Below are 21,254 nucleotides of genomic sequence, written 5' to 3'. Positions count from 1 at the left end.
CTCAGAGAACATCTCTGGTCACGAGCGCCCCAGCTTTGACCATTTTGCTCGCCGCTACATTCACGGCCTGTATTATCGTAGCACCAGCGCCTATAAAACTGCCGTCACCAACTCGCAGATCACCACACAGTGTTGCCCCTGGGGCCAAGTGGCAATGGGAGCCTACCTGTGAATCATGATCAACAGAACTGCAGGTATTAACAATTGTATTAATACCAATGTTCGCACCCGGCTGAATCACTGCTCCTGCCATTATCTGCGCCCCCTGATCCACTAAAGCATGGGAAGAAACCCAGGCAGCGGGATGAATCAGCGGGGGGAAAAAGAAACCCATTGCGGCAAACCGGTTGAATACATCTCGACGGAGCCCGCTCCCGGGAAGCATACCGATACCATTGAGCAAAAAGACGCTCTCCGAATCCTGGTAAGATAGGTGCTCGTCCCCCCCCAAAACCTTGAGTCCGTTCCAGTGTTGTTCGCCTTTCGCCTCAAACTTTGGGTCACAGACTCCCAGTATGGTGGCACCACAAACCTCTGCGAGCTCCTGCACGACTTTCGCGTGCCCGCCGGCTCCGATCAAAATACAGTGTTTTCCTTGGAGATCAGCCATTGGCTTGACATTCACTCTGGCACATCTCCCTTTTGATAGGATTCTGGCGCAGCCTTACCTACCATACCCCAAAGCGATACTGGAGTAAGGCCTCTCCCGCAACGCGCAGTCGTTAAAGACCTTCGCTTAATTCTTGTGCCTCTTTCTACTGGTTCACTAAAGATTACCTGTTGCCGAGCAGCCTGACGGGTATCCCACTCGCTAGGTTGTGGTTTTTTAACGCCGCTGCCCATGGCCAACTCAATGTCTCGAACATTGCTGACCAATTCCGTGAGCTCACCCGGCTCCAGAGATGCCTTGTGATCCGGCCCTGGTAAAGTGCGGTCCAGTGTAAAGTGCTTTTCTATGACACTTGCCCCCAACGCTACCGCTGCGATTGGTATAACGAGACCTTGAGTATGGTCAGAGTAACCGACAGGCAAACCGAAAGCGTTCTTGAGGGTACCAATAGCCGATAGATTTACTTCTTTCATCGGCGTGGGATACTGGGAAGTACAATGGAGCAACGACACTCGACTATTCAAACATACGTGCGCATCCGGCGTACTCCAAAAATGCCAGACCTGCTCCATACTTTCCGGTTCCCCATCGTGAGCGTAGCCGTATGCGACAATCGCGAGCGCCTGCTCAACTTCACTCAGCGTTGCCATCCCCGTCGAAATAATTAGCTCCTTGCCAGTTTGTGCAAATGCCAGCAGCAAGGGACCATTCGTAATTTCCCCAGACGGGACTTTGTAAAACGGTAAGTCCAATGTCTGTAGGAATGCGAGACTTTGTAAATCGAAGGCAGTTGATATAAACGTAATACCAAGCTCATCTGCATAACGTTGCAGATCAGCATGCCATTCGGCCGGCAACTCGAGTTTCTTTAACATTGCTAACTGGCTTTCCAAAACATCGGTAGTGGCCTGCTGATACTTGGCCTTTGGAGCCGTCAGTGCTGCTAGCCGCTCCGCGTTGAATGTTTGGAACTTTACCGCGTCAGCGCCGGACTCCGCCGCTACTTTAATTAACTGGAAAGCCATGTGACGATTGCCGTTATGGTTGACTCCAGCCTCTGCTATCACTCGTACCATTGGATTTTATTCCTCAAGAGGCGCAGGGATATCGTAGAACACCTTGGGTCGAAAGGGCTGTTGTTCCCGCAAAACATCAACAATTTTCGTCGATGTTTCACCGTTACCGTAAGGATTCTCACAGGTCTCAGAAATACGTTGCGCCTGGGGTGACAGCGCCTTATTAATCGCCATCCGGATATTTTCAAGACTGGTTCCCGCATGCAGGACTGAATCTGCCGCCAGACGCCCCTTTTGGCGGACACCAATATTAACTGTGGGCGTCCCGAGCGAAGGTACCTCGATGATTCCACTGGACGAGTTACCGATGACAGCATCACTCAGGTCTACCGCACTCAGGTAACACTGCATACCCAGCGACTGCACAGCATACACTCTACTCGCGCGCTCGCGTGCGTAGCGCTCGATAGCCTTAATCAAGCGGTAGCCCCCGTTGTCGGAATTCGGATAGGTAAGAATCACTTGGTGTGCGGGAAACTCATCAAGCGCTTTCAGGAGGTTATCTAAGGTTTGGTCGCTGTTTTCGTCCCCGGCGGTGACGGGATGGAAGGTAACCAGAAGAAACGGTTGCTTGAGGGTGATATTAAACTTCTGGTTTATTTCGGAAAGCGTGACCCGAGGCACTGTCCGAATATTTTCTAAACCCAAAGCGCCTACGTTCCAGACAAGTTCCGGAAATTCTCCCATCTGAATCACACGTTTACGATAATCCTCGCATGCAACAAAATGGTAGTGCGACAACTTAGTAATTGCGTGACGTATCGGGTCGTCATATGCCCCTTCAGTGAGTTCCCCCCCGTGCAGGTGAGCGATTGGAATACGCATCACTACAGCCACCTGGGCAATCGCCAAAGCCTCATAACGATCCCCCAAAATTACCAGGCAGTCAGGGCGTAAACGCTCCAAAGCATCAGCAAAACCTATCGCGCCGACACCCATAGACTTGGCAACGCCGCAGCTTGAATCAGAGGCCAGAAGCATTTCAACCTTCGCATCGATAACAAACCCATCCGCTTCGATGGCCCGCCAAGTTTCTCCAAATTGCGGCGAAAGGTGCATACCGCTAACAATAAGCTGCAATTCGAGTTCTGGATGGCCCTTCAACTTCAAAAGTAGAGGATACAGCAGCCCATAGTCTGCGCGCGTTCCTGTAAATATCGCAATTTTTTTCATAGCTTATCTGGCTTCACACCGCTGGGAAGATTGACAAGACGCTGAGCTATGCTCCGTGAGGTATTGAGTTTTCCCCGCGTGCAATTCTCGTACATTGGAAGATCACACATTAATTGCCATACAGGCCGCGTCATTACGCTGTTGGCATTGGTCAGTTCGATTAAATGATCTCTTGATTCGTGATCTGGACATAGCACAGCGTTTAACCAAAAATTGCTCGTACAGTCTTCAGGTTCGTCAACGAACTGAAGCTCAGTCCCTTTAAGAAGCTGCCTGTATTCGGCTGCCAAAGCACGCTTTTCAGCAAGAAACCCGGGCAGCTGCTCCATTTGCGCGACACCTAGAGCTGAGTTGATATTAGGCAATCGGTAGTTGAAACCAACTTCATCGTGAACGTACTCAAAGGAGTGAGGCTTCTTTGCCGTCGTCGTCAAATGCTTTGCGCGCTCCGCAGTTTTACTATCGCAAAGAATCATGCCACCACCACCTGTAGTGATAATTTTGTTCCCGTTAAAACTCACAGCAGCCAACTTTCCGAATGTACCTGTGTGCCTGCCCTTATAGAAACTCCCCAGCGATTCAGCAGCGTCTTCGACAAGCGTGATATTCCAACGACCACAAACCCGAACAAGTCCAGCCAGATTTGACGGATGTCCGAAAGTATGCATCGGCAAACAAGCAGAAATTAGGCGCCCAGTCTCCCGCTCAACGCAATTTCCTGATGAATCTAAATCCGCGTGCACTTGCAGCCACTCATCTAAAGCAGTCGGGCAAAGGCCAAGATTGGTTTCATCAACATCAACGAACACTGGCTCGGCGCCGCAATACTTGATGGCATTGCAGGTTGCAACGAACGTGAGGGCCTGGGTAATGACCAAATCACCGGGAGACACCCCCGCCAGTTTAAGGCAAACGTGAAGAGCGGCCGTGCCATTCACAGTAGCTACGGCTGACTCGCTACCAGTATATGCTGCGAGATCTTGTTCAAAGCGACTCACGTACGCACCAACACTAGAGACAAACGTCGAAGCAATTGTATTTGCCACGTAGGCCTGTTCGTTACCCTTGAATACAGGTGCATGCAACGGTATAAATTCGTTGGTTCCGTAATAGTTCTTTACAAATTCAACCAGCCGATTTACCGACACTTCAGACATTGTAGATACCAGCTTTGTAGTGCTTAAGGTTGCCTGCCTTGGCAAACCAATCAATTGTTTTTTGAAGTCCGTCTTCGATGGAATGCTCCGGCAAAAAACCAGTCAACGTTTGAATCTTTGAGTTGTCCCCCCACAACCGGAACACTTCCGACTTGCCAGGACGGAGGCGCTGGTCTTCCGTAATAAATTCAACATCGCTATTCATTAGTTTCTTAATAAGATTCAATGTGTCGCCAACAGAAATTTCATAATTAGATGCAATATTAACCGTTTCCCCCACAGTTTTCTCCGAATTGGCTAGCGCCAAGAACCCTCGGCAGGTGTCTTCTACGTAATTAAAGTCTCTGGTTGGAGATACGTCTCCAAGTTTGATAGATTTCTCTCCAGCAGCGATCTGGGTAATAATGGTGGGAATTACTGCTCGAGCGGATTGGCGGGGGCCATAGGTATTAAACGGGCGAGCTACGGTAACCGGCAGGTCAAATGCGTTGTAAAAGCTCATTGCCATGGCATCAGCAGCAATTTTGGAGGCACTATAAGGAGATTGCGGCTGAACCGGGTGTTTTTCGTCGATCGGCACGTATTGAGCTGTTCCGTAGACCTCACTGGTGGAGGTATGAATTACTCGTTTCACACCATTGTCCAAGGCAGCTTGGCAGATATTCAAGGTGCCTTTAACGTTAGTATCCACATAGCTGTCTGGTGCTACATAGGAATATGGAATCGCAATCAACGCTGCCAGATGATAGACAATGTCTATGCCCTTAGTAATATGTTTGCAGTAATGGGGATCACGCACATCGCCGTTAAGAACCTCGACCTGCCCTAGGCAATCGATGTTTTCAAGCCATCCCCAGTAATTGAAAGAGTTGTACTGTGATAGCGCTTTTACCTTGTAGCCCTCACGCACCAAAAGTTCAGTGAGATGAGAACCGATAAAGCCATCCGCCCCGGTGATCAAAACCGTTTCATTATTCATAGTGTTCTTCCAATTCTGCCATTTTCAAGTAACTGACTGTGACTCAAGCTGAAGCTCGCGTCGTACATTCATCCACTTACAGTATTTTAATCCGCTGGCAACCACACTTCCTACAATCATCGAAGCGGTGACAGCCCAATAAGAAGAGTGTTGAGCTAACAAAAATAGTGAAACTCCAGCCGAAACTAATCCCGTCAAGTTTGCTGTCACAATATCCCGATCCCTAGCAGTAGCATACAAGCCAAATTGAAACACATACCCAACTATAAACAAGGCTACCGCAACAATAATCGTCAGAAAAAGCATTATGTTTTCAGCATACACAGGCTCATCAATGTAAGGAAAAATTACGACTCCGGCAGTCGACGCACCTAGTACTAAAATAGAAAGCCATAGCACTGACTGTTTCCGCAAATCTTGATAAGCGCGCTCAAATTCCTCAAAGTTATTCTGTTTGTATGACTTCATCATTTTCGGGTAGTAGAAAACAAATACGCCTGACTCCATGAATGAAAGCATTGCCGAGGCAACCCCCATATACACGCTATAAGCACCTAATAATGCCAGGTTATTCAAACCTTCAAATGCATATCGATCAAATGTAAAAAGTGATTTCACTGCTACCGAAGAAATCAGAAGAGGTACCGCAACCAAAATTCCATGCCGAAGCCACTTCAAGTCAATCCGTTTAAGTACCCCCGACCAATTCAAGCGTAGCAGCGGAACCACTCCGATTGCCGTGGCCACTGAGGCGCCAAGCATCCAAAACACCATTAGCGCATTGATATTTCTAAGTTCTGGATCAAGCCACATAGAAAATGTGAACAACACGGCCCAGAGCGCCTGCTTGGTAAAAATAACTACCGTCGCTAACAAAGGGCGCCCAATGACAACTAAAAGGCGTGTTAACTCCGTAGATAAATGTTCAAGAACAACTAACAGCAGAAAATAGACAAAAATTTCCCAAGGGAGCATCTCTAACCAGAAGAAAACACTGAATGCAGGGAGAACCAAAACGTACATTAATACGAAAAAAAAAGCCTGACTCATGAGCAACCCAGACCACTCACTCTTAGGACGAGCTACTATATCCCGGGTACTGAAGGTGTAAAATTCAATCCCAACGAAATAAATGGAGTAAGCTACAGTTACCGCAACTAAACCATAGAGCCCTACCGTTTCCGGAGGCAAAAACACAGCTAAAGAAAGAATAAATATAAACTTTATGCCAAGAGTCAAACCTCTAAGGCCAAAATTGAGGAGTCGAGCTGTCATTTATTGTAAGGCTCCCAGCCCGAGTCTTCGTTTATACTCCACAAATGACATTCCTTTTTCTCGAAACTCTTCCCTTTCTAGCACATCACAATGCCCTGGTATTAAAGCAGCTGATGACTACCGATCCTGAGTAACGTCAAACACGCTGCCCTACGACTGCGTACCGAACTCGCCCAAAAAACTCAGCCATAAATACAAAAAAAACGCCGGCTATTAGCGCTAGCAATATCGACATCGCAACGATGAGAGCTCGCTTCGGACCTATTGGCTCACTGCCCTCTCTCGCGACGGTCAAGTTCGAGGTGTCAGTCAAAGAATCTAGTTTGCCCTGAAGGCTTATCTGCCGCTCGTATGCTGCGGCCAGCGCGTTTCCGCCATTGTCGCTGGACATCAACTGTTCGATTACGCGGTGCGTGGCCGTCAGGCTTTGTTCGAGTGACGCCTTTTTCTGCTTAATCTTAGTCTGGAGGCTTTCCTGTATACTATCCAACAAAAACTGGTGCAGCGCAGTGACTGGATCTTTTGCATCGCTCGTAGCTTCTGATTCAAGCCTGATCAAACCGGTCCCTTCAGGGTTAGTAAGCACTACATCAATGCCTAGCGCCTGCCCATGTTTCTTGTAGTAGGTTGCTTTTGCTTCCGGCAGCCACTGGGACTTGATCACCGCAATGGTGGTCGCAGGTAACTCAAGGTATTCGTTTGAAGATAACTTAGCGGTCTGAAAAAGGCTCACATACTGATATTGAGCTGGCGCTAGTAGCGCCCACACCATGCCAACGCCAAAAACCAACACGAATACGATATAAAAGTATCGGCGACGACGAACGAGCACCGCAGCTAACTCCACAAGACTAATCTCATCATCATGTAAGGCTGTGTGATCAGAGCGAGCGTTCATTCAACTACCTAAGTAAAGAGGGGCTAAATCGAAAATCCGGTGGAGTTTACGCTATGCATGGGAAGTTTGCAGTTACCAGTCGTTTAGACTCTTCTGACCGCTATTATGCGGGCAGGCATCAGGGATTTTTAACGAATGCGCGGATGAACACAGCGAAAACGCCGAGCATTCCACCCAAAATAATTGACAGTAAAACACCCAGCACCCGCTTCGGTCCGCTGCTTTCCTGGGGCACAACTGCAGGATCAATTGTTCTAAACACATATTCCGGCTGCGCATTTGCCAACATGACCGTGCGAGTCTCACTCTCAATCAACTGATAGAAAACCTGCTGCATGCCCGCAACACTGGTCTGCTCGAGCTGGGTTTCAAGGTAATCGATACGGGCGTTTGCAGCAGCAATGTCCTGCACACGGAGGCGCACATTCAGATCGGCGACTAGCCAGTCAACCCACTGTTTAGCGACCGGCGGCGATTGACTTTTTATTGTAACAGTCACCATTCCCGAGTCTTTACTTTCACTAACCGACATGATCTCACGGAAACGTTTGACGAGATCCCAATCTGTGGGCTGGAAACTCCGTCCGTCAGGTCCCTCATTCCATTGGCCGGCCGAAGTATTATAGATCTCGGCATCGTACTGCCACTTTCCAGCCTCCCGATCCCACCCATCGGTCGCCATTAGAGGTACTGCCAGATGGTGCCGATGAACAAACTCCGTCAAAAACAATCGTGATTTAAGCACTTCAAGTGCAATTGCCGTTTTATCAGCCCCTCCCCCGGCACCAATATTGATACCTGCCAAGCTTGCCAGCCCGCCAAACTGACCTGCCAGTTTGCTCAGGCTACCGCCATCATCACCTGAAACTGGTGCCAGCGTGGCCTGCGCTGTATAAATATCCGGCTTTGTTAACGCCAGGGATATGCCGCCCAAGGCAAACAGGCAAGTTGTTACAATGATTAACCACTTACCAGCCCAAACAGTCTTAATGAGCTCTCTGAGATCAATTTCATCGTCAATATCGCGATACTGGACGGAAGTCACTTGCTGATTCATAGAACTAAAGATTCCCTACTGCCGCTGCACCCAGACCAATCTGGTAGAAGATTTGGCTGACATCAGTCCACAATTCGAGCTGATTCAGGCGATCAACATCAATCGGAACAATAACGGTATCGCCAGCCTCCATCTCCTGGCTGCGACCACCAAACCATTGACTACTCTCCGGCAACATCACTGAGCCATCGGCTTTGACGACATAAACCCGGTCAACATCGGCCTGGCGCGTGAACCCACCACTACGCTCGAGATAATCGTCAACGGTTAGCCCATCCAGCTGGAGGTGACTGGTCGGAAACTGTACTTCGCCAAAAACGCTAACAGACTGCGGAATTGTAGGAACGGTAAGTCTATCACCATCCTGTAACTGGATCGGGGTGTAAGCTTCATTACCAATAACCTGCGCAAGATCGATCACCATTCGACCAACAGGTCGGGCACTCTGAACATCCTTGAGAAGCCCCTCTACCTGCTCGATCTTCTCAGACCCGCCCCTACGTCCGCCTTCAAGCTGGACACCAAGAAGATCACCCTGAAGTCGATCCTCAGCCTCTTCAAGCCGCTGCAGCTCAAGCAATCTCAACTTTGCGCGAGTGAACACAGCACCTCGAGGGAATGCATTCCCTGTTACGCCCCCGGCTCGTACTAAAACGTCTCTTAGAGTTTCCCCCAACCCGAAGGTATAACTACCGGGATATACAACTTCCCCTGCCAGGATAATAGAGCGCGTTTTATCAAAATCAGGTATTGGCTTGATCAGAATACTGTCACGACCTTGGAGCTCAGGCGCAGGCTCACCCCTGAGAACCGCCGCCAGATCCAGCTCCTGAATCTGTGTCCGCGCAACGCCATCGTTGCCTATGCTATTTCGCGCCAGCTCTGCGGTATAGAGGGAAGCGGTATCGTTTAGCCCACCTGCAAGCAGAATGGCATCCTGCAACGAATGGGTTTGCGGGAGCGGATATTCTCCCGGGTAATTTACAGGGCCACTAATACTGAACGTCTGCTGCTGCTCTTCAGGCGTGGCCTGCGCTTTGATTTGCCGAAGCACAGGTTTGAAGAGCACCTCTCGATTACCTGCCTCGGTATCGGTAAGCTTGCCTGCATCAGTAAATACCAACACCTGGTCCCGCTCTTCAAGAGCGATGTTGGCTGCGCTTTCTGGATTAGTGAGCGCTTCTCTCAATCTGACACTACTGACCGAAATCCGGCCGGTGGCCTTATCTGTACGTACGACGGCCGCCACCTGACGGTCGGCACTTTCTTTTAAATCAGCTCCAAGGTTTCTGATGAGCTCATTTAAGCGCATGCCCGGCACCCAGGCGTAGCTGCCCGGACGCACCGCGGCACCTTTGAGTGCCACATACATTCCCACCATATCCGATACCGACGCTACATCAACATGGTCGCCGGAACGCATCAGCATCTGCCTGCCCTTGGAGCTTGTTAGATCCGCACTTTTGACGACGCGTACGTAGTCACTGCCTGTTCTCTCAATTCTGATTTTTTGACGATAGGCTTTTGGTGTCATTCCTCCAGCAAGCTCGATAACAGACTGGAGAGCCGCCCGCTCGTTGAGCTCATAGAGCGCCGGACGATAGACCTCCCCTTCAACCGCTATTCTGGGTCCAACAGGGGGAATGAAAACCACATCACCAGCTTGTAGCCGATCATCACCAGATGTATCACCTTTCAGCAGCAAGTCGTAGAGATCGAGCGTGCTGACAAGTTTGCCGTTACGTTTATGGGCGATTTTACGAAGCGATCCTGAAGTGCGAACACCACCGGAAACAAACAGCGCATTGGTGACTGTCGACAGTGAACTGACTGTGTATGCCCCCGGGTGACGGGCCTCACCAAGTATAAACACGCGAATACTTCGCAACTCACCCAGCCCCACACTGGCGCGCACGCCAATGTACTGCTCTGATACCAAATTTTCGATTCGGGCGCGCGCATCATCAAACGACTGACCTGCCAGAGACAAGGGACCATGCTGAGGAAATTCGATAGTGCCGCTCCGGGAGATCGGAAGCGCGAACGTCTTGTTCTCTTTGCCCCACAACTGGACGGTAATGACATCGCCCGGCCCCAAAACATAGTTATTGGGGATGGGGATCTCAGTAACCGGCGCAAAGGTGCTGGGACTGCCTGCGAACAAATCATAGCCATAGGGCTTAAGATTGTTTTCTGCCCCCTTTTCAGGGCCATTCTCGTCAGACTCTGATTCTTCAATGTGGCGAGGCATTGCGTCCTGATCGCCAAAATTTTCATTCAGTGGCGTCACCACATTGATATGCTTGGGGGCCTTATTTGATCCCTGCCGACCGCGAAGCTCGTCCAGATCAATGCCATACCGGCGCGCTAACGATTCCTGCTGCGCTTCAGGCAGTGACTGAAATTGCTCAATCTGGGATGCCGTAATCGACTGCGCTATCGCAGTCGAAGGCATTACAAGAACCATTGAAATAATAATGCGTTGCCAAAAAGTCACGTATTTACAGCCTGCGATAGTCTATAAGTCAAAAAAAGGGGTTAAAACCGGTACCGCCACGAAGCAGCGAGCGACCAACGGTCCTTTTCGCCCCCCATCAGCTGAATATTGTTATCAGCAATCTGTCCAGACAGATCTAGCCATCCGTTCAACACCTCAGTGCCGAAGCTAATCTTTGCCAACGCGACTCTCTGATTTGATACCGGCACAGCGTAATAGATGCTGTCATCTGGACTCACTGCGCGGTAGGCACCATCTATGTTCAGATCTGCCCAGGTTAGCGTTAACCCGAGGTTGCTACCCCCGGCAAAAAACTGATAGCCGCCCAACGTAAGGGCTTTGGCGTCGCCATCGAAGCTCGACCCCGTGCTGCGACCGTAATATCGGTAACCGCTCTGATAGATCGAGTGGTCATAGGTGATGTTGGGCATCGCTTCGCCAATAAAGTCGTCCGCGAGGGTATTGGCGTACTCAATAAACCATTGCTGTTCATGACGGCCCAGCTGCGACGTCAAGTCAGTGCCCAGCAACCACGACTTCCTTGCCGGGAAGGCGCCCGCTTCATCCTCGCCCATCAGTTGCAGGTATACGCCCGCCGTTTGACGCCCAATGCCGAAGCCATACCGCGCATCAATACTGCCCAACTGATTGCCGGGATCGTTCGCCTGCCCGTCCTGGCCGTTGTCCCTGCCAATCAAAGCATGTCCAAGAGAGCGCAGGGTTTCGGGTCGCCCCTCACCGCCCCACTGAATCATTCTGGAGAAACCAATATCCAGACCGTCAATAGGCCTGAAAGTCAGCCGCATACCAATCAGCCGGGCATCAGGAATAGCCCGCTCCTCTTCAAGCTGACCCGCCAATACCGTTAATTGCCAAGGTCCAATCCAGCTAAGCCAGCGTGACTCGGGTGCCGTAGCTTCTTTCCTGTTAAGCCATACAGCAGGAACCGGACGCGCGTTGCTGGAAAGCACAAGACTCGATTGCCAACCCGGCCCCCACCAACGGTCTATGGCACCCACACCAAAGACCCAGTTCGCCGCGGTACCGGCGAGATAAGAGCCGTCAAAACGAAGTGACTTGCCGTCCTCAGGATTGAGAACCCCGGCACTACTAATGCCGGCAGCCCAGGCATCGCCCTGCCATTGCACGTCCGCATCCAGCGTAGCGTTATCTCTCGGCGCACTCTGAAAATCTCTTACGAAGCCTGGATCCGTCGTGCCTGACAAACGAACCTCTCCCCTGAACCCTACCGCCGACTGCGCATGACGCTCAAAGCCCAAATATGCTTTACCCGCCCCAATCGACGGTATATCGCTATCCACCGATTCTGAATCAAGAGCCGAGCCAGCATCCGCCCACATCATCGGCCAGGTTGATACTGTGCGATTCAGATGCCCCCGGTCTGCCAGTTTCTGCAATGCATAGCGCGCCCGTATATCGCCAGGCGACAACCAGGGAGCAGCAGATATTTGCTGAACAAACAAACAACCGAAAATACAGCCCGCAAAAAACGAAATCCGTGCTTTCATATCAATCCTGAACGCGGGCCGAACGAAAACATCACACCGCTTTCACACTATGTGCAGCACTGCGACATGAAGCTAAAGATAGGGAGCTATTCTAAAGACTTGGTAAGGATCAACAAGGGTATGAAAGGACAATTCAGGCATGGGACTGTAATATCTAGTAAAACGCGTAGTTCAGCGCATAATGGTTAAATGTAGAGACTAGAAGTCATCGTCAAAGCGAACAGCCACTCGGCAAATAGGCAGATTTCCATGTGCTTACATTGGCCGCGTTGTCAATTACGCAACTCCAGACACCGTTAGCCGTCCTTTCCAGGCGAATAGCCGTGCCTGCCAAATAAGGATGCACATCGCCCCCCAATGTCACTTCGATGTGACCCGTCCCGTCATCGTTCAGGGTAACGATATCGGTTGCAGCATTGCCGGCCATTAAGTTTGATGGCACAAAGCCAATTTCCGAATTAACAATAGCGTCATCACCTAAAGCCAGCCGCTCCTCGACGGGCACCCTATATATACTCACCTCTCCGTACGCGAGCTTAATCTGAGTGGTGACTATATAGTCTTGGTACGACGGGATTGCGATGACAGCAAGTATGCCGATAATCGCAACCACGATCATCAATTCAATCAGCGTAAACCCGGAGTAGGACTTCATATTTTGTTCTCGAATGTTTTATTCAGAAAACAAAGCAATATTAGGGCCGATACAGAGAAGTACAGGTTGTGAAAAAGACCAAAATAGCTCAAATCCAATCAGACTTCACATAACCGAATTTAATAAACCACGATGCTTCTCTTTCTAGGAATTTTGGTTTCACGTAACGGGTGGAGCACCGTCACTGATCTTGATAACGTTCATGCCATCCAGGACAGTGATCATGCCCGTCAGCCCAGAAACGAGGGCCATAGCTAAGATTAACAACGCCTTCTGGCGATACCAGAAGCTCTCGCTGAAGGATGAGATCTGCCTTAACTCCCCATAGTGTTATCGTCAGAAACAAAATCAGAGCAGTTACATATATGCTCTGACGCCACCGCAATGCTTGGCCATTCAGCGGAATAAAGCTTCCCTGAGAAAATGCATGCAAAGCCCAGCCAAACATCCATATAATCAGCAGTTGCTGCAACGGACCAATAATCATGCCCTCCATCATGCTGGCTGAAACGGCGACCACAAGCGTTGCAAACAAAGAAAACTGGAGCGGGCTCGCATACCCGCTAGTACGCAGGTGGCGCACTAGGGCGACAAACATTAATAAAGCTAGTGCCAAACTTAGCAGGGTCATGAATATACCCCACTCGGAGAGAAGCTGAAGTAACAAGTTGTGAGGAGTCGCTACCAACTCATCGGTGAAGCAAGCAAACGCCCCGGGGCCATTCCCCAACCAAGGGTGTTGAATAAAATGCTGCCAAGCACCCGACCATAACTCTAACCGCCCACTACTAGAGGCACGAACGAAGCTCATACTGCCACCGCCCCAAAAGGGAGCATTCAAATACCAGGCAACACCGCCCCTCAGAAATAAAAACACCAACACACCACCAGCAAACTGCTTAGCTAACACCTTGAACCAACCCAAAGTGCCCCGCCCACCTACAAACCCGAGCACCAGCAAGGCAAAAGGTAACACTACCAATGCCGAGCGCGTTCCGGTAAACAGCAGCAACCCCCACCAGAGCATGGCCGTCAGCCCAATAAAACGTCGCCACCCGGTAGAGCTCATCTGCAACCAGGCTCCCGGCAGAATAAGCAGGGTCAGAAGCTGCAATTCAGCGAAAATACGCACATTTACGAAAGCACCGAAAACCACGCGAGGGTCTACGCCGCTGATTGAAAGGCTAAGCAGCAACCCTTCCAGCACAATCAAAGAACAACCAAAACAAAACAGCACTAAACCGATATAAGCCGCTCGGTCAAAACTTACGGCACCGGCATACTGTCTGGTCTTTGCTACCACAAAAATAGCCATCAAAAGCGCTGAATACTGCAAACCTTCCCGCACTGCCAACCAAGAATTATCGGCTTGCCAAATCACCAATAGCATGATCAACAACAATCCCAGAGCCAGCTTTGACCAAATCCGCCCCCAACGGAAGCGAATCGGCAAAGCTACACCCGCACACAACAGGCAGCCCAAAAGAACAATCTCGAAATACCGCTGAGCGTTATAGGCAAAGCCAGGCTTCCAGCCCAGATAACCAAAACAAGCCACCAGCCAAATGCACAGCAGTACAGGCAGCAATAATTTAGAGAAGCGCAGCTTGAAGTTGTTAACACTCATTTGATAATTTCAGCTTGATTTTTTATCTGCATCGACAAAATAGTTTCACCCCGAGGGGCCAACCCTTTCTCAATGCAATTCGCAATCTCGGTAATTTCGCCGGGAGAGAGAACTTCAGCCAGCAAACTGTGGTCGAGCATAATCGGCCCGGAAGAGGGGTAGCGATAGGCCGCTTGCTCTGCCACCTTGCAAGCTTCACGCATATCTTGCTTTAGAATCAGTAAGGAAAATTCGCGCAGCACCACAAGGTCCCGCGGTTGCCAAGCTTTCATTCTGCGCACTTCTTGCAATTGCCAGTCAATATTGGCGGCCTCTGGAGCAAAGTCCCGGTACTTTCTGAGAACGGCATAAGGTCCCATCAGGCTATCGTTTGCCAGAAAAGCCAAAGCTTGGTAATCCTGCTTGTCGCGCTGAGAATTCAGGGCGACATCCACAATGCGACTGTATTGATAACCTACATTGACCAGAAGCGCTAGCACCATCAACAATCCACAAATACCCGCCACCGGCTTAAGCCACTTCGAATCCCCTTTGAGCTCTTTGACGTCAAAAAGATTGGTCATCAACAGGCAAAGCAACACCAAAAACCAGAGGTTCCACAACGGGAATTCAAGGTTGCTGTGAATAAATAGAAGACCAATCGCCCCTATGGAGAAAAATCGGCGTAAATTCATGGGCGCTTTCAATGCTGCCAACGCAATGCTTACAACAAAGGCAACTAAGACAACCAACCCCACCAAGCCAAACTCTACAAATATCATGCTGAAAAGATTGTGAGAATGCAGCCACGTACCTGCAATCAGACCTTCCGGTGGCAGCAACATATCAGCATGATAGGAAAACGCCGGATAATGGCCCGGACCTACTCCGAAAAACCATTGGGACACTGAAAAGGTATCCATTACGGAAAACAGTTTAACTAGCTCTGTTAGCCTTGCACCGTCGTGAAAGACATCCCTGCCTGCCAGCGACACTACTGAACTTCCATCCAACAGACCGAAAGAAACCAGCGCTTCACGAAGGGGCTGATTGAGCAAAGGAGCCACAAACAACAAAATAACAACCAGGACAACACCCCGTAACAGCATTCTGCTAGCACCGAGCGTGTCTTCAGCCCGGTAACGCGACAAGTAGCTGACAAAAATCAATGCCAGAAGCCCTGTCACCATCAGCCACGACATACGCGAAGCAGCAGAGGCTAATGTCCAACCAAATATCAAGATACTGGCATACCACCAGCCTTTCCGCTCCTTTCTGGAAAACACCACGGCACCGGCCAACAAACCTAGCCAGCATGTCGTTGTGGTTAAATTAGACTGCCCCCAAACGCCGGATAGCCGTCCGCCGCCAGGTTCCACCCACGAGAATACCAGCGTTAGTAATCCATAGTATTTCAGCAGACTCATGGCCGCATAAATAAAGCAGCCAGCCCATAAAAAATGACTTAGGGTGTTATAAAATTTTTGCGGGTCATAAGCTTTGAGTTCACTTGCAGCCACCAGCGCCATAACGCAAACGATGAAGGCAATCAGATACCAGCGCCACGCAGTCTCATAGGCGTAACTATTCAGCGCTACAGACACAGCCAAAACAGCCAACAGCCCAAGAAAGAGAAAAACTGCAGTATTGAAGCGAAAAGTGGAATCGCGTCTGGTCAGCAACATGATCCCGAAAAAAAGACCAACACAAAACAAGGTTAAGCCAGCAGACATCGCGGACGGCAGAGGCCAGACCTTAAACACCCCGAAGGCAGGGGTCAGCATAAAAACCAACAAGACTGGCACTAGAAGAAACGTGGAACGGGCGGTTTTTGCTTTGAATTGGACCATTTATTCTTACCAAAAACGTAGTGAAAAAACTCTACTAACCAAGGGGTTGCCCGACAACGAAAAAGGCCCGGTAATCGCAACCGGGCCTTTTTACGTCATGTCAGTATTAAATCAACATCTGACATTCTTAGTTACTCGCTGGGCATCCTGATGGAGCATAGGAGTTGCTCCAACCACCAGTATTATCAGTTTTGCCGGTAACCGCACATGTCCACTGCCCCTCATCAGATCGTGAGAGAACCACGTTTGCATCTGCAACCGCAGCACTAGCATTTTTACCCATGATACCAGTGATTGTACCCTGGCCTTTATTGGCAGCCGCGAAGTCCAGCTTAAACCCGGTGTTGTCATCACCGCCGTTCTTAAGCAAATCTGAACCAGTGAAGCCAACGGCATCCTTGGTACCAGAAGGGTATTCGCCTCGCATCAACTGCTCTTCTACAGAGGTTTTCAGCGCAGAAATCTCACCTACAACACGAGTAACCTGTGAACGGGCGATGTAATCCTGATACTGCGGAATAGCGATCGCAGCAAGAATACCGATGATCGCAACAACGATCATCAATTCGATAAGGGTGAAACCCTTTTGAGCGTGGTTCATCTGAATGCTTTTCATTGGCAACCTCAATTATTCGTTTGGTTTTCAGTTGGACCCGGCTACCGGTTCGCATTTCCCGTAACCGCGACGAGCCTGAAATTGTTAAAGCAGAATGCATGCCAACCATTAAAAACAGCTGATATGTACTTATTTTCAACAAGTTAACGCTTACACGAGCTGTTATAATTTCACGATATTTGACAATACTGCCGAATCTGGTCGGTAGGTGACGCGTTTTGTCACCTTGATTTGGGCGCTTGCTTTTGCCGCTTTCAAAATAGTCCCGCCCCATCTAGACTTGAGCGTATTCACTTTCCAGCAACTTATAGAAAGTACGCCCTTTATGCCCCCAAACAATCAGAACGTTACGCTTACCGGCCTTGCTCGTCGCTTTGTTGAAGACGGCCTCATTGAAGAATCTGTTGCACGTGATGCATTTATTCAGGCGTCTAACAACAAAATTCCGCTAATAACCTATCTGGTGCAGAACAACCTGGCCGACAGTCGGGGCCTCGCTTTTTCTGCGGCAATGGAGTTCGGTGTTTCTGTTTTGGATATGTCGTCCTTTTCGCCAGACATGCTTCCTGAGAAAATTGTCGACGAAAAACTGATCCGCAAACACAACGCTTTGCCACTATTCAAGCGAGGCAAACGACTTTTCATCGCGGTATCAGACCCAACCAACATCCAGGCCCTTGACGAGATAAAGTTCAATACAGGCCTCAGCACAGATGCCGTGCTCGTCGACGATGCAAAACTCAGGGAAGCAATCGAGCGTTTTCTTGCATCCAGCGAGTCGTCAATGGGCGACCTTGACGATAGTGATCTTGAAGATATCGATATTGATGGTGGCGAAGAAGACAAAGACGACGGCGCAACAGTGGCAGCCGAAGTTGATGACGCGCCCATCGTAAAATATGTCAATAAGATTCTGCTGGATGCTATTCGTGGCGGCGCTTCAGATATTCACTTTGAACCCTACGAAAAAGCATATCGAGTGCGTTACCGGACGGATGGCATCCTGAAAGAAATGTCGAAGCCCTCTATAAAGCTGGCGCCCAAAATTTCTGCCCGCGTCAAGATCATGGCTCAACTGGACATTTCAGAGCGCCGCGTCCCCCAGGATGGCCGGATCAAGATGAAGCTATCCAAAACCAAGGCGATTGATTTCCGGGTCAACACCCTCCCCACGCTGTGGGGCGAAAAGATCGTTTTACGAATCCTCGATCCCAGCCAGGCAAAACTGGGCATCGACGTTCTTGGCTACGAGGATGACCAAAAGCAACTATACATGGATGCGCTGGCGCAACCTCAGGGAATGATACTGGTTACCGGCCCTACCGGTTCCGGTAAAACCGTATCGCTCTATACCGGCTTGAACATCCTGAACACCGAAGAGCGCAACATCTCAACGGCGGAAGATCCTGCGGAAATCAACCTCGAGGGCGTCAATCAGGTAAACGTAAACACCAAAGTAGGCCTCGGCTTTGCCGAAGCGTTGAGAGCATTCCTTCGTCAGGATCCCGACATCATCATGGTGGGCGAGATTCGGGATCTGGAGACAGCCAACATTGCAATTAAAGCGGCGCAAACCGGTCACCTTGTCCTCTCGACTCTTCACACCAACAGTGCGGCAGAAACCCTGACCCGAATGATGAACATGGGTGTACCCGCGTTCAACATCGCAACGTCTGTAACGCTGATTATTGCTCAGCGGCTGGGTCGACGGCTTTGTAGCTGTAAGGAAACGGCGGACATTCCAAAAGACGTTCTTTTGGCCGAAGGCTTCACAGAGCAACAAATTGAAACAGGCTTTACTTTGTACCGCCCCAAAGGCTGTGATAAATGCACTGGAGGCTATAAAGGCCGCGTGGGTATTTATGAGGTTGTGAAGATCACCGAGACACTGGCAAACATGATTATGGAAGAAGCCAGTTCGATCAAGATCGCAAAGCAGGCACAGGCGGAAGGTTTCGCTAGCTTGAGACAATCAGCCCTCGAAAAGGTCATCCAGGGCGTTACCAGTCTGGAAGAAGCGAATCGCGTCACGAAGGATTAAACATGGCAGAGAAAGCGCAAAAATTATCTACCTTTATCTGGGAAGGTAAAGACCGAAAAGGCAACAAAACCAAGGGAGAGGTGTCGGGCACCAACTTGGCTATTGTAAAAGCCCAGCTCCGCAAGCAAGGGATCATGCCGGGCAAGGTCAAGAAGAAACCAAAACCATTGTTTGGGGGCAGTAAAAAGGTCTCGCCTTTTGATATCGCTATGTTGACGCGTCAATTGGCAACGATGATGAAAGCGGGCGTGCCGCTGGTTCAGAGTTTCGACATCGTCGCGGACGGTTTGGATCACAAAGGACTGCAAGAGCTAGTCATCGCTATTCGCAATGACGTCGCGGCAGGCACTAGTTTCGCCGGAGCACTGCGCAAGCACCCTAAACACTTCGACGACCTCTACTGCAACCTGGTTGATTCCGGTGAGCGCGCGGGTGCCCTTGAGCAAATGCTGGATCGCGTCGCAGCATATCTCGAAAAAACCGAAGGCCTTAAGAAGAAAGTCAAAAAGGCTATGACCTATCCTATCGCAGTTGTGGTTGTCGCATTAATCGTGACAGCCATTCTTTTGGTCAAAGTCGTTCCACAATTTGAGAGCCTTTTCCAAGGCTTTGGTGCTGACCTTCCCGTCTTCACTCAGATGGTCGTGCATTTATCTGAATGGATGCAATCCTACTGGTTTATCGTGCTCTTAGGCATTGTTAGCGTTGTCTTCCTGTTTAAAGAGTCCGTGAGACGCTCACAAAAGTTTTCAGACATGGTTGATAAAATCATTCTAAAAATTCCGGTAATGGGTGAAATTATCGACAAATCAGCGGTAGCCAAATTCGGACGGGTGCTCTCCACTACCTTTGCCGCAGGTGTTCCTCTTGTCGACGCTCTTGATTCTGTTGCCGGTGCTACAGGTAATGCGGTTTACCGGGATGCCGTCAACCAAGTTAAAAACGAAGTTTCCAGCGGCACTCAATTACAAGCCGCAATGCGCCAGACCGATGTTTTCCCGGTAATGGCTGTACAACTGACAGCTATCGGTGAAGAGTCCGGTAACCTGGATGAAATGCTGTCTAAAGTTGCTGACCATTACGAAGGCGTCGTAGATGACATGGTGGACAATCTGACTGCATTGATGGAACCAATGATCATGTCAGTGCTTGGCGTACTCGTAGGTGGTCTTATCATCGCGATGTACCTGCCTATTTTCCAGATGGGTCAGGTTGTAGGCGGCTAGTTTTCGTCAATCAAGTATTTGGGCTTGCGTGTGTGCAATTCTTGCAAGCACGTAAGCCCAGCCCCACCAAACTCGCAAACACTCTGAGATTCCATGGCTGAACTTTCTGCTTTCCTGAACCTCCCCTGGCTGCTCTACCCCCTCCTGGCCATCTTTTCTCTGTGCGTCGGCAGCTTCCTGAACGTCGTCATTCTGCGCTTGCCGAAAATGATGCAACAGGACTGGCGCTGCCAGTGCGAAGAATTTTTGGAGTTGCCGGAATCGCAGCGCTCAGCACCAAAGAAAATAACGCTGTCGTCACCGAATTCCTCCTGCCCTGGCTGTGGCCACGAAATCAAGCCGTGGGAAAATATTCCGGTTATCAGCTACCTGCTGCTGCGAGGCAAATGCGCGTCCTGCAAGGCCCCTATATCTATCCGCTATCCGATTATCGAGGCGGTGACAGCTGTGCTGTCGATGTTCACTGTATGCGTGCTTGGCGCTGATCTGAACAGCTTTTGGGCCCTGTTACTGCTTTGGTCGCTGATCGCCCTGACGGTCATCGATTTCGACACTCAGCTGTTGCCAGACAGCATCACGTTGCCGTTACTCTGGCTCGGGCTAATACTGAACTACTTTGGCATATTCACCGACTTTGAGAGCGCCTTTTGGGGCGCAATAGCCGGCTATCTGTCCTTGTGGTCCGTTTACTGGCTGTTCAAGCTGATTACTGGTAAGGAAGGTATGGGGCATGGTGATTTCAAGCTGTTGGGTGCGCTTGGTGCCTGGCTTGGCTGGCAACTGCTGCCCGCGATCATATTGCTCTCGTCGCTGGTCGGTGCGGTCATTGGCATCAGCCTGATACTGTTCAAGGGCCACGGTCGTGAAGTGCCGATTCCCTTTGGCCCCTACCTTGCCATCGCCGGCGCAATTGCCCTTTGGTTTGGGCCGGAGATACAGCAGATCTGGTTCACCTATCTTGGTGCCTGACCCACCCCTGATCGCATTATTTTGAAGGTTTCACCGAATT

The 21,254-nt window shown here is 50.0% G+C and carries 17 protein-coding genes; 3 read left to right on the top strand and 14 right to left on the bottom strand.

Annotation, left to right across the window (positions count from 1 at the left end):
* Position 1 precedes the first annotated feature (1 nt).
* The 14 genes from ACUN9X_RS08905 to ACUN9X_RS08840 all read right to left on the bottom strand — a co-directional run bounded on the left by ACUN9X_RS08905 (position 2) and on the right by ACUN9X_RS08840 (position 16,978).
* Positions 2 to 625, bottom strand: coding sequence for an acetyltransferase (locus ACUN9X_RS08905; RefSeq protein WP_445472829.1), 624 nt, complete (start codon positions 623 to 625; stop codon positions 2 to 4).
* Positions 622 to 1,686, bottom strand: coding sequence for an N-acetylneuraminate synthase (neuB, locus tag ACUN9X_RS08900; RefSeq protein ID WP_445472828.1), 1,065 nt, complete (start codon positions 1,684 to 1,686; stop codon positions 622 to 624). The genes ACUN9X_RS08905 and neuB overlap by 4 nt, the downstream gene beginning before the upstream one ends.
* Before the next feature lie 6 nt (positions 1,687 to 1,692).
* Entirely contained in the window at positions 1,693 to 2,859 is a 1,167-nt protein-coding gene (gene neuC / locus ACUN9X_RS08895; RefSeq protein ID WP_445472827.1) for a UDP-N-acetylglucosamine 2-epimerase, read from the bottom strand.
* The gene (locus tag ACUN9X_RS08890) at positions 2,856 to 4,016 is read right to left on the bottom strand and encodes a LegC family aminotransferase (protein ID WP_445472826.1); all 1,161 of its coding nucleotides are present in this window, start codon (positions 4,014 to 4,016) and stop codon (positions 2,856 to 2,858) included. Before ACUN9X_RS08890 ends, neuC begins: the two co-directional genes overlap by 4 nt.
* Complete coding sequence (locus ACUN9X_RS08885; protein WP_445472825.1) at positions 4,009 to 4,995, bottom strand: NAD-dependent 4,6-dehydratase LegB; 987 nt, start codon at positions 4,993 to 4,995, stop codon at positions 4,009 to 4,011. Before ACUN9X_RS08885 ends, ACUN9X_RS08890 begins: the two co-directional genes overlap by 8 nt.
* Positions 4,996 to 5,019: 24 nt before the next feature.
* Positions 5,020 to 6,270, bottom strand: a complete 1,251-nt coding sequence (locus tag ACUN9X_RS08880; RefSeq protein ID WP_445472824.1) for a lipopolysaccharide biosynthesis protein — start codon at positions 6,268 to 6,270, stop codon at positions 5,020 to 5,022.
* A gap of 136 nt (positions 6,271 to 6,406) precedes the next feature.
* Positions 6,407 to 7,168, bottom strand: coding sequence for a lipopolysaccharide biosynthesis protein (locus ACUN9X_RS08875; RefSeq protein WP_445472823.1), 762 nt, complete (start codon positions 7,166 to 7,168; stop codon positions 6,407 to 6,409).
* Between the two features lie 118 nt (positions 7,169 to 7,286).
* On the bottom strand, positions 7,287 to 8,225 hold the full coding sequence (locus tag ACUN9X_RS08870) for a Wzz/FepE/Etk N-terminal domain-containing protein (RefSeq protein WP_445472822.1): 939 nt from the start codon (positions 8,223 to 8,225) through the stop codon (positions 7,287 to 7,289).
* Between the two features lie 4 nt (positions 8,226 to 8,229).
* Entirely contained in the window at positions 8,230 to 10,680 is a 2,451-nt protein-coding gene (locus tag ACUN9X_RS08865; protein WP_445472821.1) for an SLBB domain-containing protein, read from the bottom strand.
* 83 nt (positions 10,681 to 10,763) lie between these two features.
* Positions 10,764 to 12,251 carry a capsule assembly Wzi family protein gene (locus ACUN9X_RS08860; protein WP_445472820.1) on the bottom strand — a complete coding sequence of 496 codons (1,488 nt, stop codon included), beginning with the start codon at positions 12,249 to 12,251 and terminating at the stop codon, positions 10,764 to 10,766.
* Between the two features lie 211 nt (positions 12,252 to 12,462).
* The gene (locus ACUN9X_RS08855) at positions 12,463 to 12,906 is read right to left on the bottom strand and encodes a pilin (protein WP_445472819.1); all 444 of its coding nucleotides are present in this window, start codon (positions 12,904 to 12,906) and stop codon (positions 12,463 to 12,465) included.
* 181 nt (positions 12,907 to 13,087) lie between these two features.
* Positions 13,088 to 14,533, bottom strand: coding sequence for an O-antigen ligase family protein (locus ACUN9X_RS08850; RefSeq protein ID WP_445472818.1), 1,446 nt, complete (start codon positions 14,531 to 14,533; stop codon positions 13,088 to 13,090).
* Positions 14,530 to 16,362 (bottom strand): O-antigen ligase family protein, encoded by a 1,833-nt coding sequence (locus tag ACUN9X_RS08845; protein ID WP_445472817.1) that lies wholly within the window; start codon positions 16,360 to 16,362, stop codon positions 14,530 to 14,532. Before ACUN9X_RS08845 ends, ACUN9X_RS08850 begins: the two co-directional genes overlap by 4 nt.
* Positions 16,363 to 16,489: 127 nt before the next feature.
* Positions 16,490 to 16,978 (bottom strand): pilin, encoded by a 489-nt coding sequence (locus ACUN9X_RS08840; protein WP_445472816.1) that lies wholly within the window; start codon positions 16,976 to 16,978, stop codon positions 16,490 to 16,492.
* Between the two features lie 325 nt (positions 16,979 to 17,303).
* Between ACUN9X_RS08840 and pilB the strand changes: the two genes are divergently transcribed.
* The 3 genes from pilB (at position 17,304) to ACUN9X_RS08825 (ending at position 21,214) form a co-directional block, all read left to right on the top strand.
* Complete coding sequence (gene pilB, locus ACUN9X_RS08835) at positions 17,304 to 19,019, top strand: type IV-A pilus assembly ATPase PilB (protein WP_445472815.1); 1,716 nt, start codon at positions 17,304 to 17,306, stop codon at positions 19,017 to 19,019.
* A 2-nt stretch (positions 19,020 to 19,021) separates the two neighbouring features.
* The gene (locus ACUN9X_RS08830) at positions 19,022 to 20,245 is read left to right on the top strand and encodes a type II secretion system F family protein (RefSeq protein ID WP_445472814.1); all 1,224 of its coding nucleotides are present in this window, start codon (positions 19,022 to 19,024) and stop codon (positions 20,243 to 20,245) included.
* 93 nt (positions 20,246 to 20,338) lie between these two features.
* Positions 20,339 to 21,214 carry a prepilin peptidase gene (locus tag ACUN9X_RS08825; RefSeq protein ID WP_445472813.1) on the top strand — a complete coding sequence of 292 codons (876 nt, stop codon included), beginning with the start codon at positions 20,339 to 20,341 and terminating at the stop codon, positions 21,212 to 21,214.
* The last annotated feature ends 40 nt before the right edge of the window (positions 21,215 to 21,254 follow it).

Source organism: Marinobacter sp. V032 (assembly GCF_052645435.1).
The sequence above is the reverse complement of the archived record's forward strand: the minus strand, read 5'-3'. Positions and strand labels throughout refer to the sequence as shown.

Bases quoted from the DNA above. Each gene is read 5' to 3' on its own strand.
- neuB (WP_445472828.1), bottom strand. From the start codon at position 1,686: ATGGTACGAGTGATAGCAGAGGCTGGAGTCAACCATAACGGCAATCGT.
- neuC (WP_445472827.1), bottom strand. From the start codon at position 2,859: ATGAAAAAAATTGCGATATTTACAGGAACGCGCGCAGACTATGGGCTG.
- ACUN9X_RS08890 (WP_445472826.1), bottom strand. From the start codon at position 4,016: ATGTCTGAAGTGTCGGTAAATCGGCTGGTTGAATTTGTAAAGAACTAT.
- ACUN9X_RS08885 (WP_445472825.1), bottom strand. From the start codon at position 4,995: ATGAATAATGAAACGGTTTTGATCACCGGGGCGGATGGCTTTATCGGT.
- ACUN9X_RS08880 (WP_445472824.1), bottom strand. From the start codon at position 6,270: ATGACAGCTCGACTCCTCAATTTTGGCCTTAGAGGTTTGACTCTTGGC.
- ACUN9X_RS08875 (WP_445472823.1), bottom strand. From the start codon at position 7,168: ATGAACGCTCGCTCTGATCACACAGCCTTACATGATGATGAGATTAGT.
- ACUN9X_RS08870 (WP_445472822.1), bottom strand. From the start codon at position 8,225: ATGAATCAGCAAGTGACTTCCGTCCAGTATCGCGATATTGACGATGAA.
- ACUN9X_RS08865 (WP_445472821.1), bottom strand. From the start codon at position 10,680: ATGCCTTCGACTGCGATAGCGCAGTCGATTACGGCATCCCAGATTGAG.
- ACUN9X_RS08860 (WP_445472820.1), bottom strand. From the start codon at position 12,251: ATGAAAGCACGGATTTCGTTTTTTGCGGGCTGTATTTTCGGTTGTTTG.
- ACUN9X_RS08855 (WP_445472819.1), bottom strand. From the start codon at position 12,906: ATGAAGTCCTACTCCGGGTTTACGCTGATTGAATTGATGATCGTGGTT.
- ACUN9X_RS08850 (WP_445472818.1), bottom strand. From the start codon at position 14,533: ATGAGTGTTAACAACTTCAAGCTGCGCTTCTCTAAATTATTGCTGCCT.
- ACUN9X_RS08845 (WP_445472817.1), bottom strand. From the start codon at position 16,362: ATGGTCCAATTCAAAGCAAAAACCGCCCGTTCCACGTTTCTTCTAGTG.
- ACUN9X_RS08840 (WP_445472816.1), bottom strand. From the start codon at position 16,978: ATGAAAAGCATTCAGATGAACCACGCTCAAAAGGGTTTCACCCTTATC.
- pilB (WP_445472815.1), top strand. From the start codon at position 17,304: ATGCCCCCAAACAATCAGAACGTTACGCTTACCGGCCTTGCTCGTCGC.
- ACUN9X_RS08830 (WP_445472814.1), top strand. From the start codon at position 19,022: ATGGCAGAGAAAGCGCAAAAATTATCTACCTTTATCTGGGAAGGTAAA.
- ACUN9X_RS08825 (WP_445472813.1), top strand. From the start codon at position 20,339: ATGGCTGAACTTTCTGCTTTCCTGAACCTCCCCTGGCTGCTCTACCCC.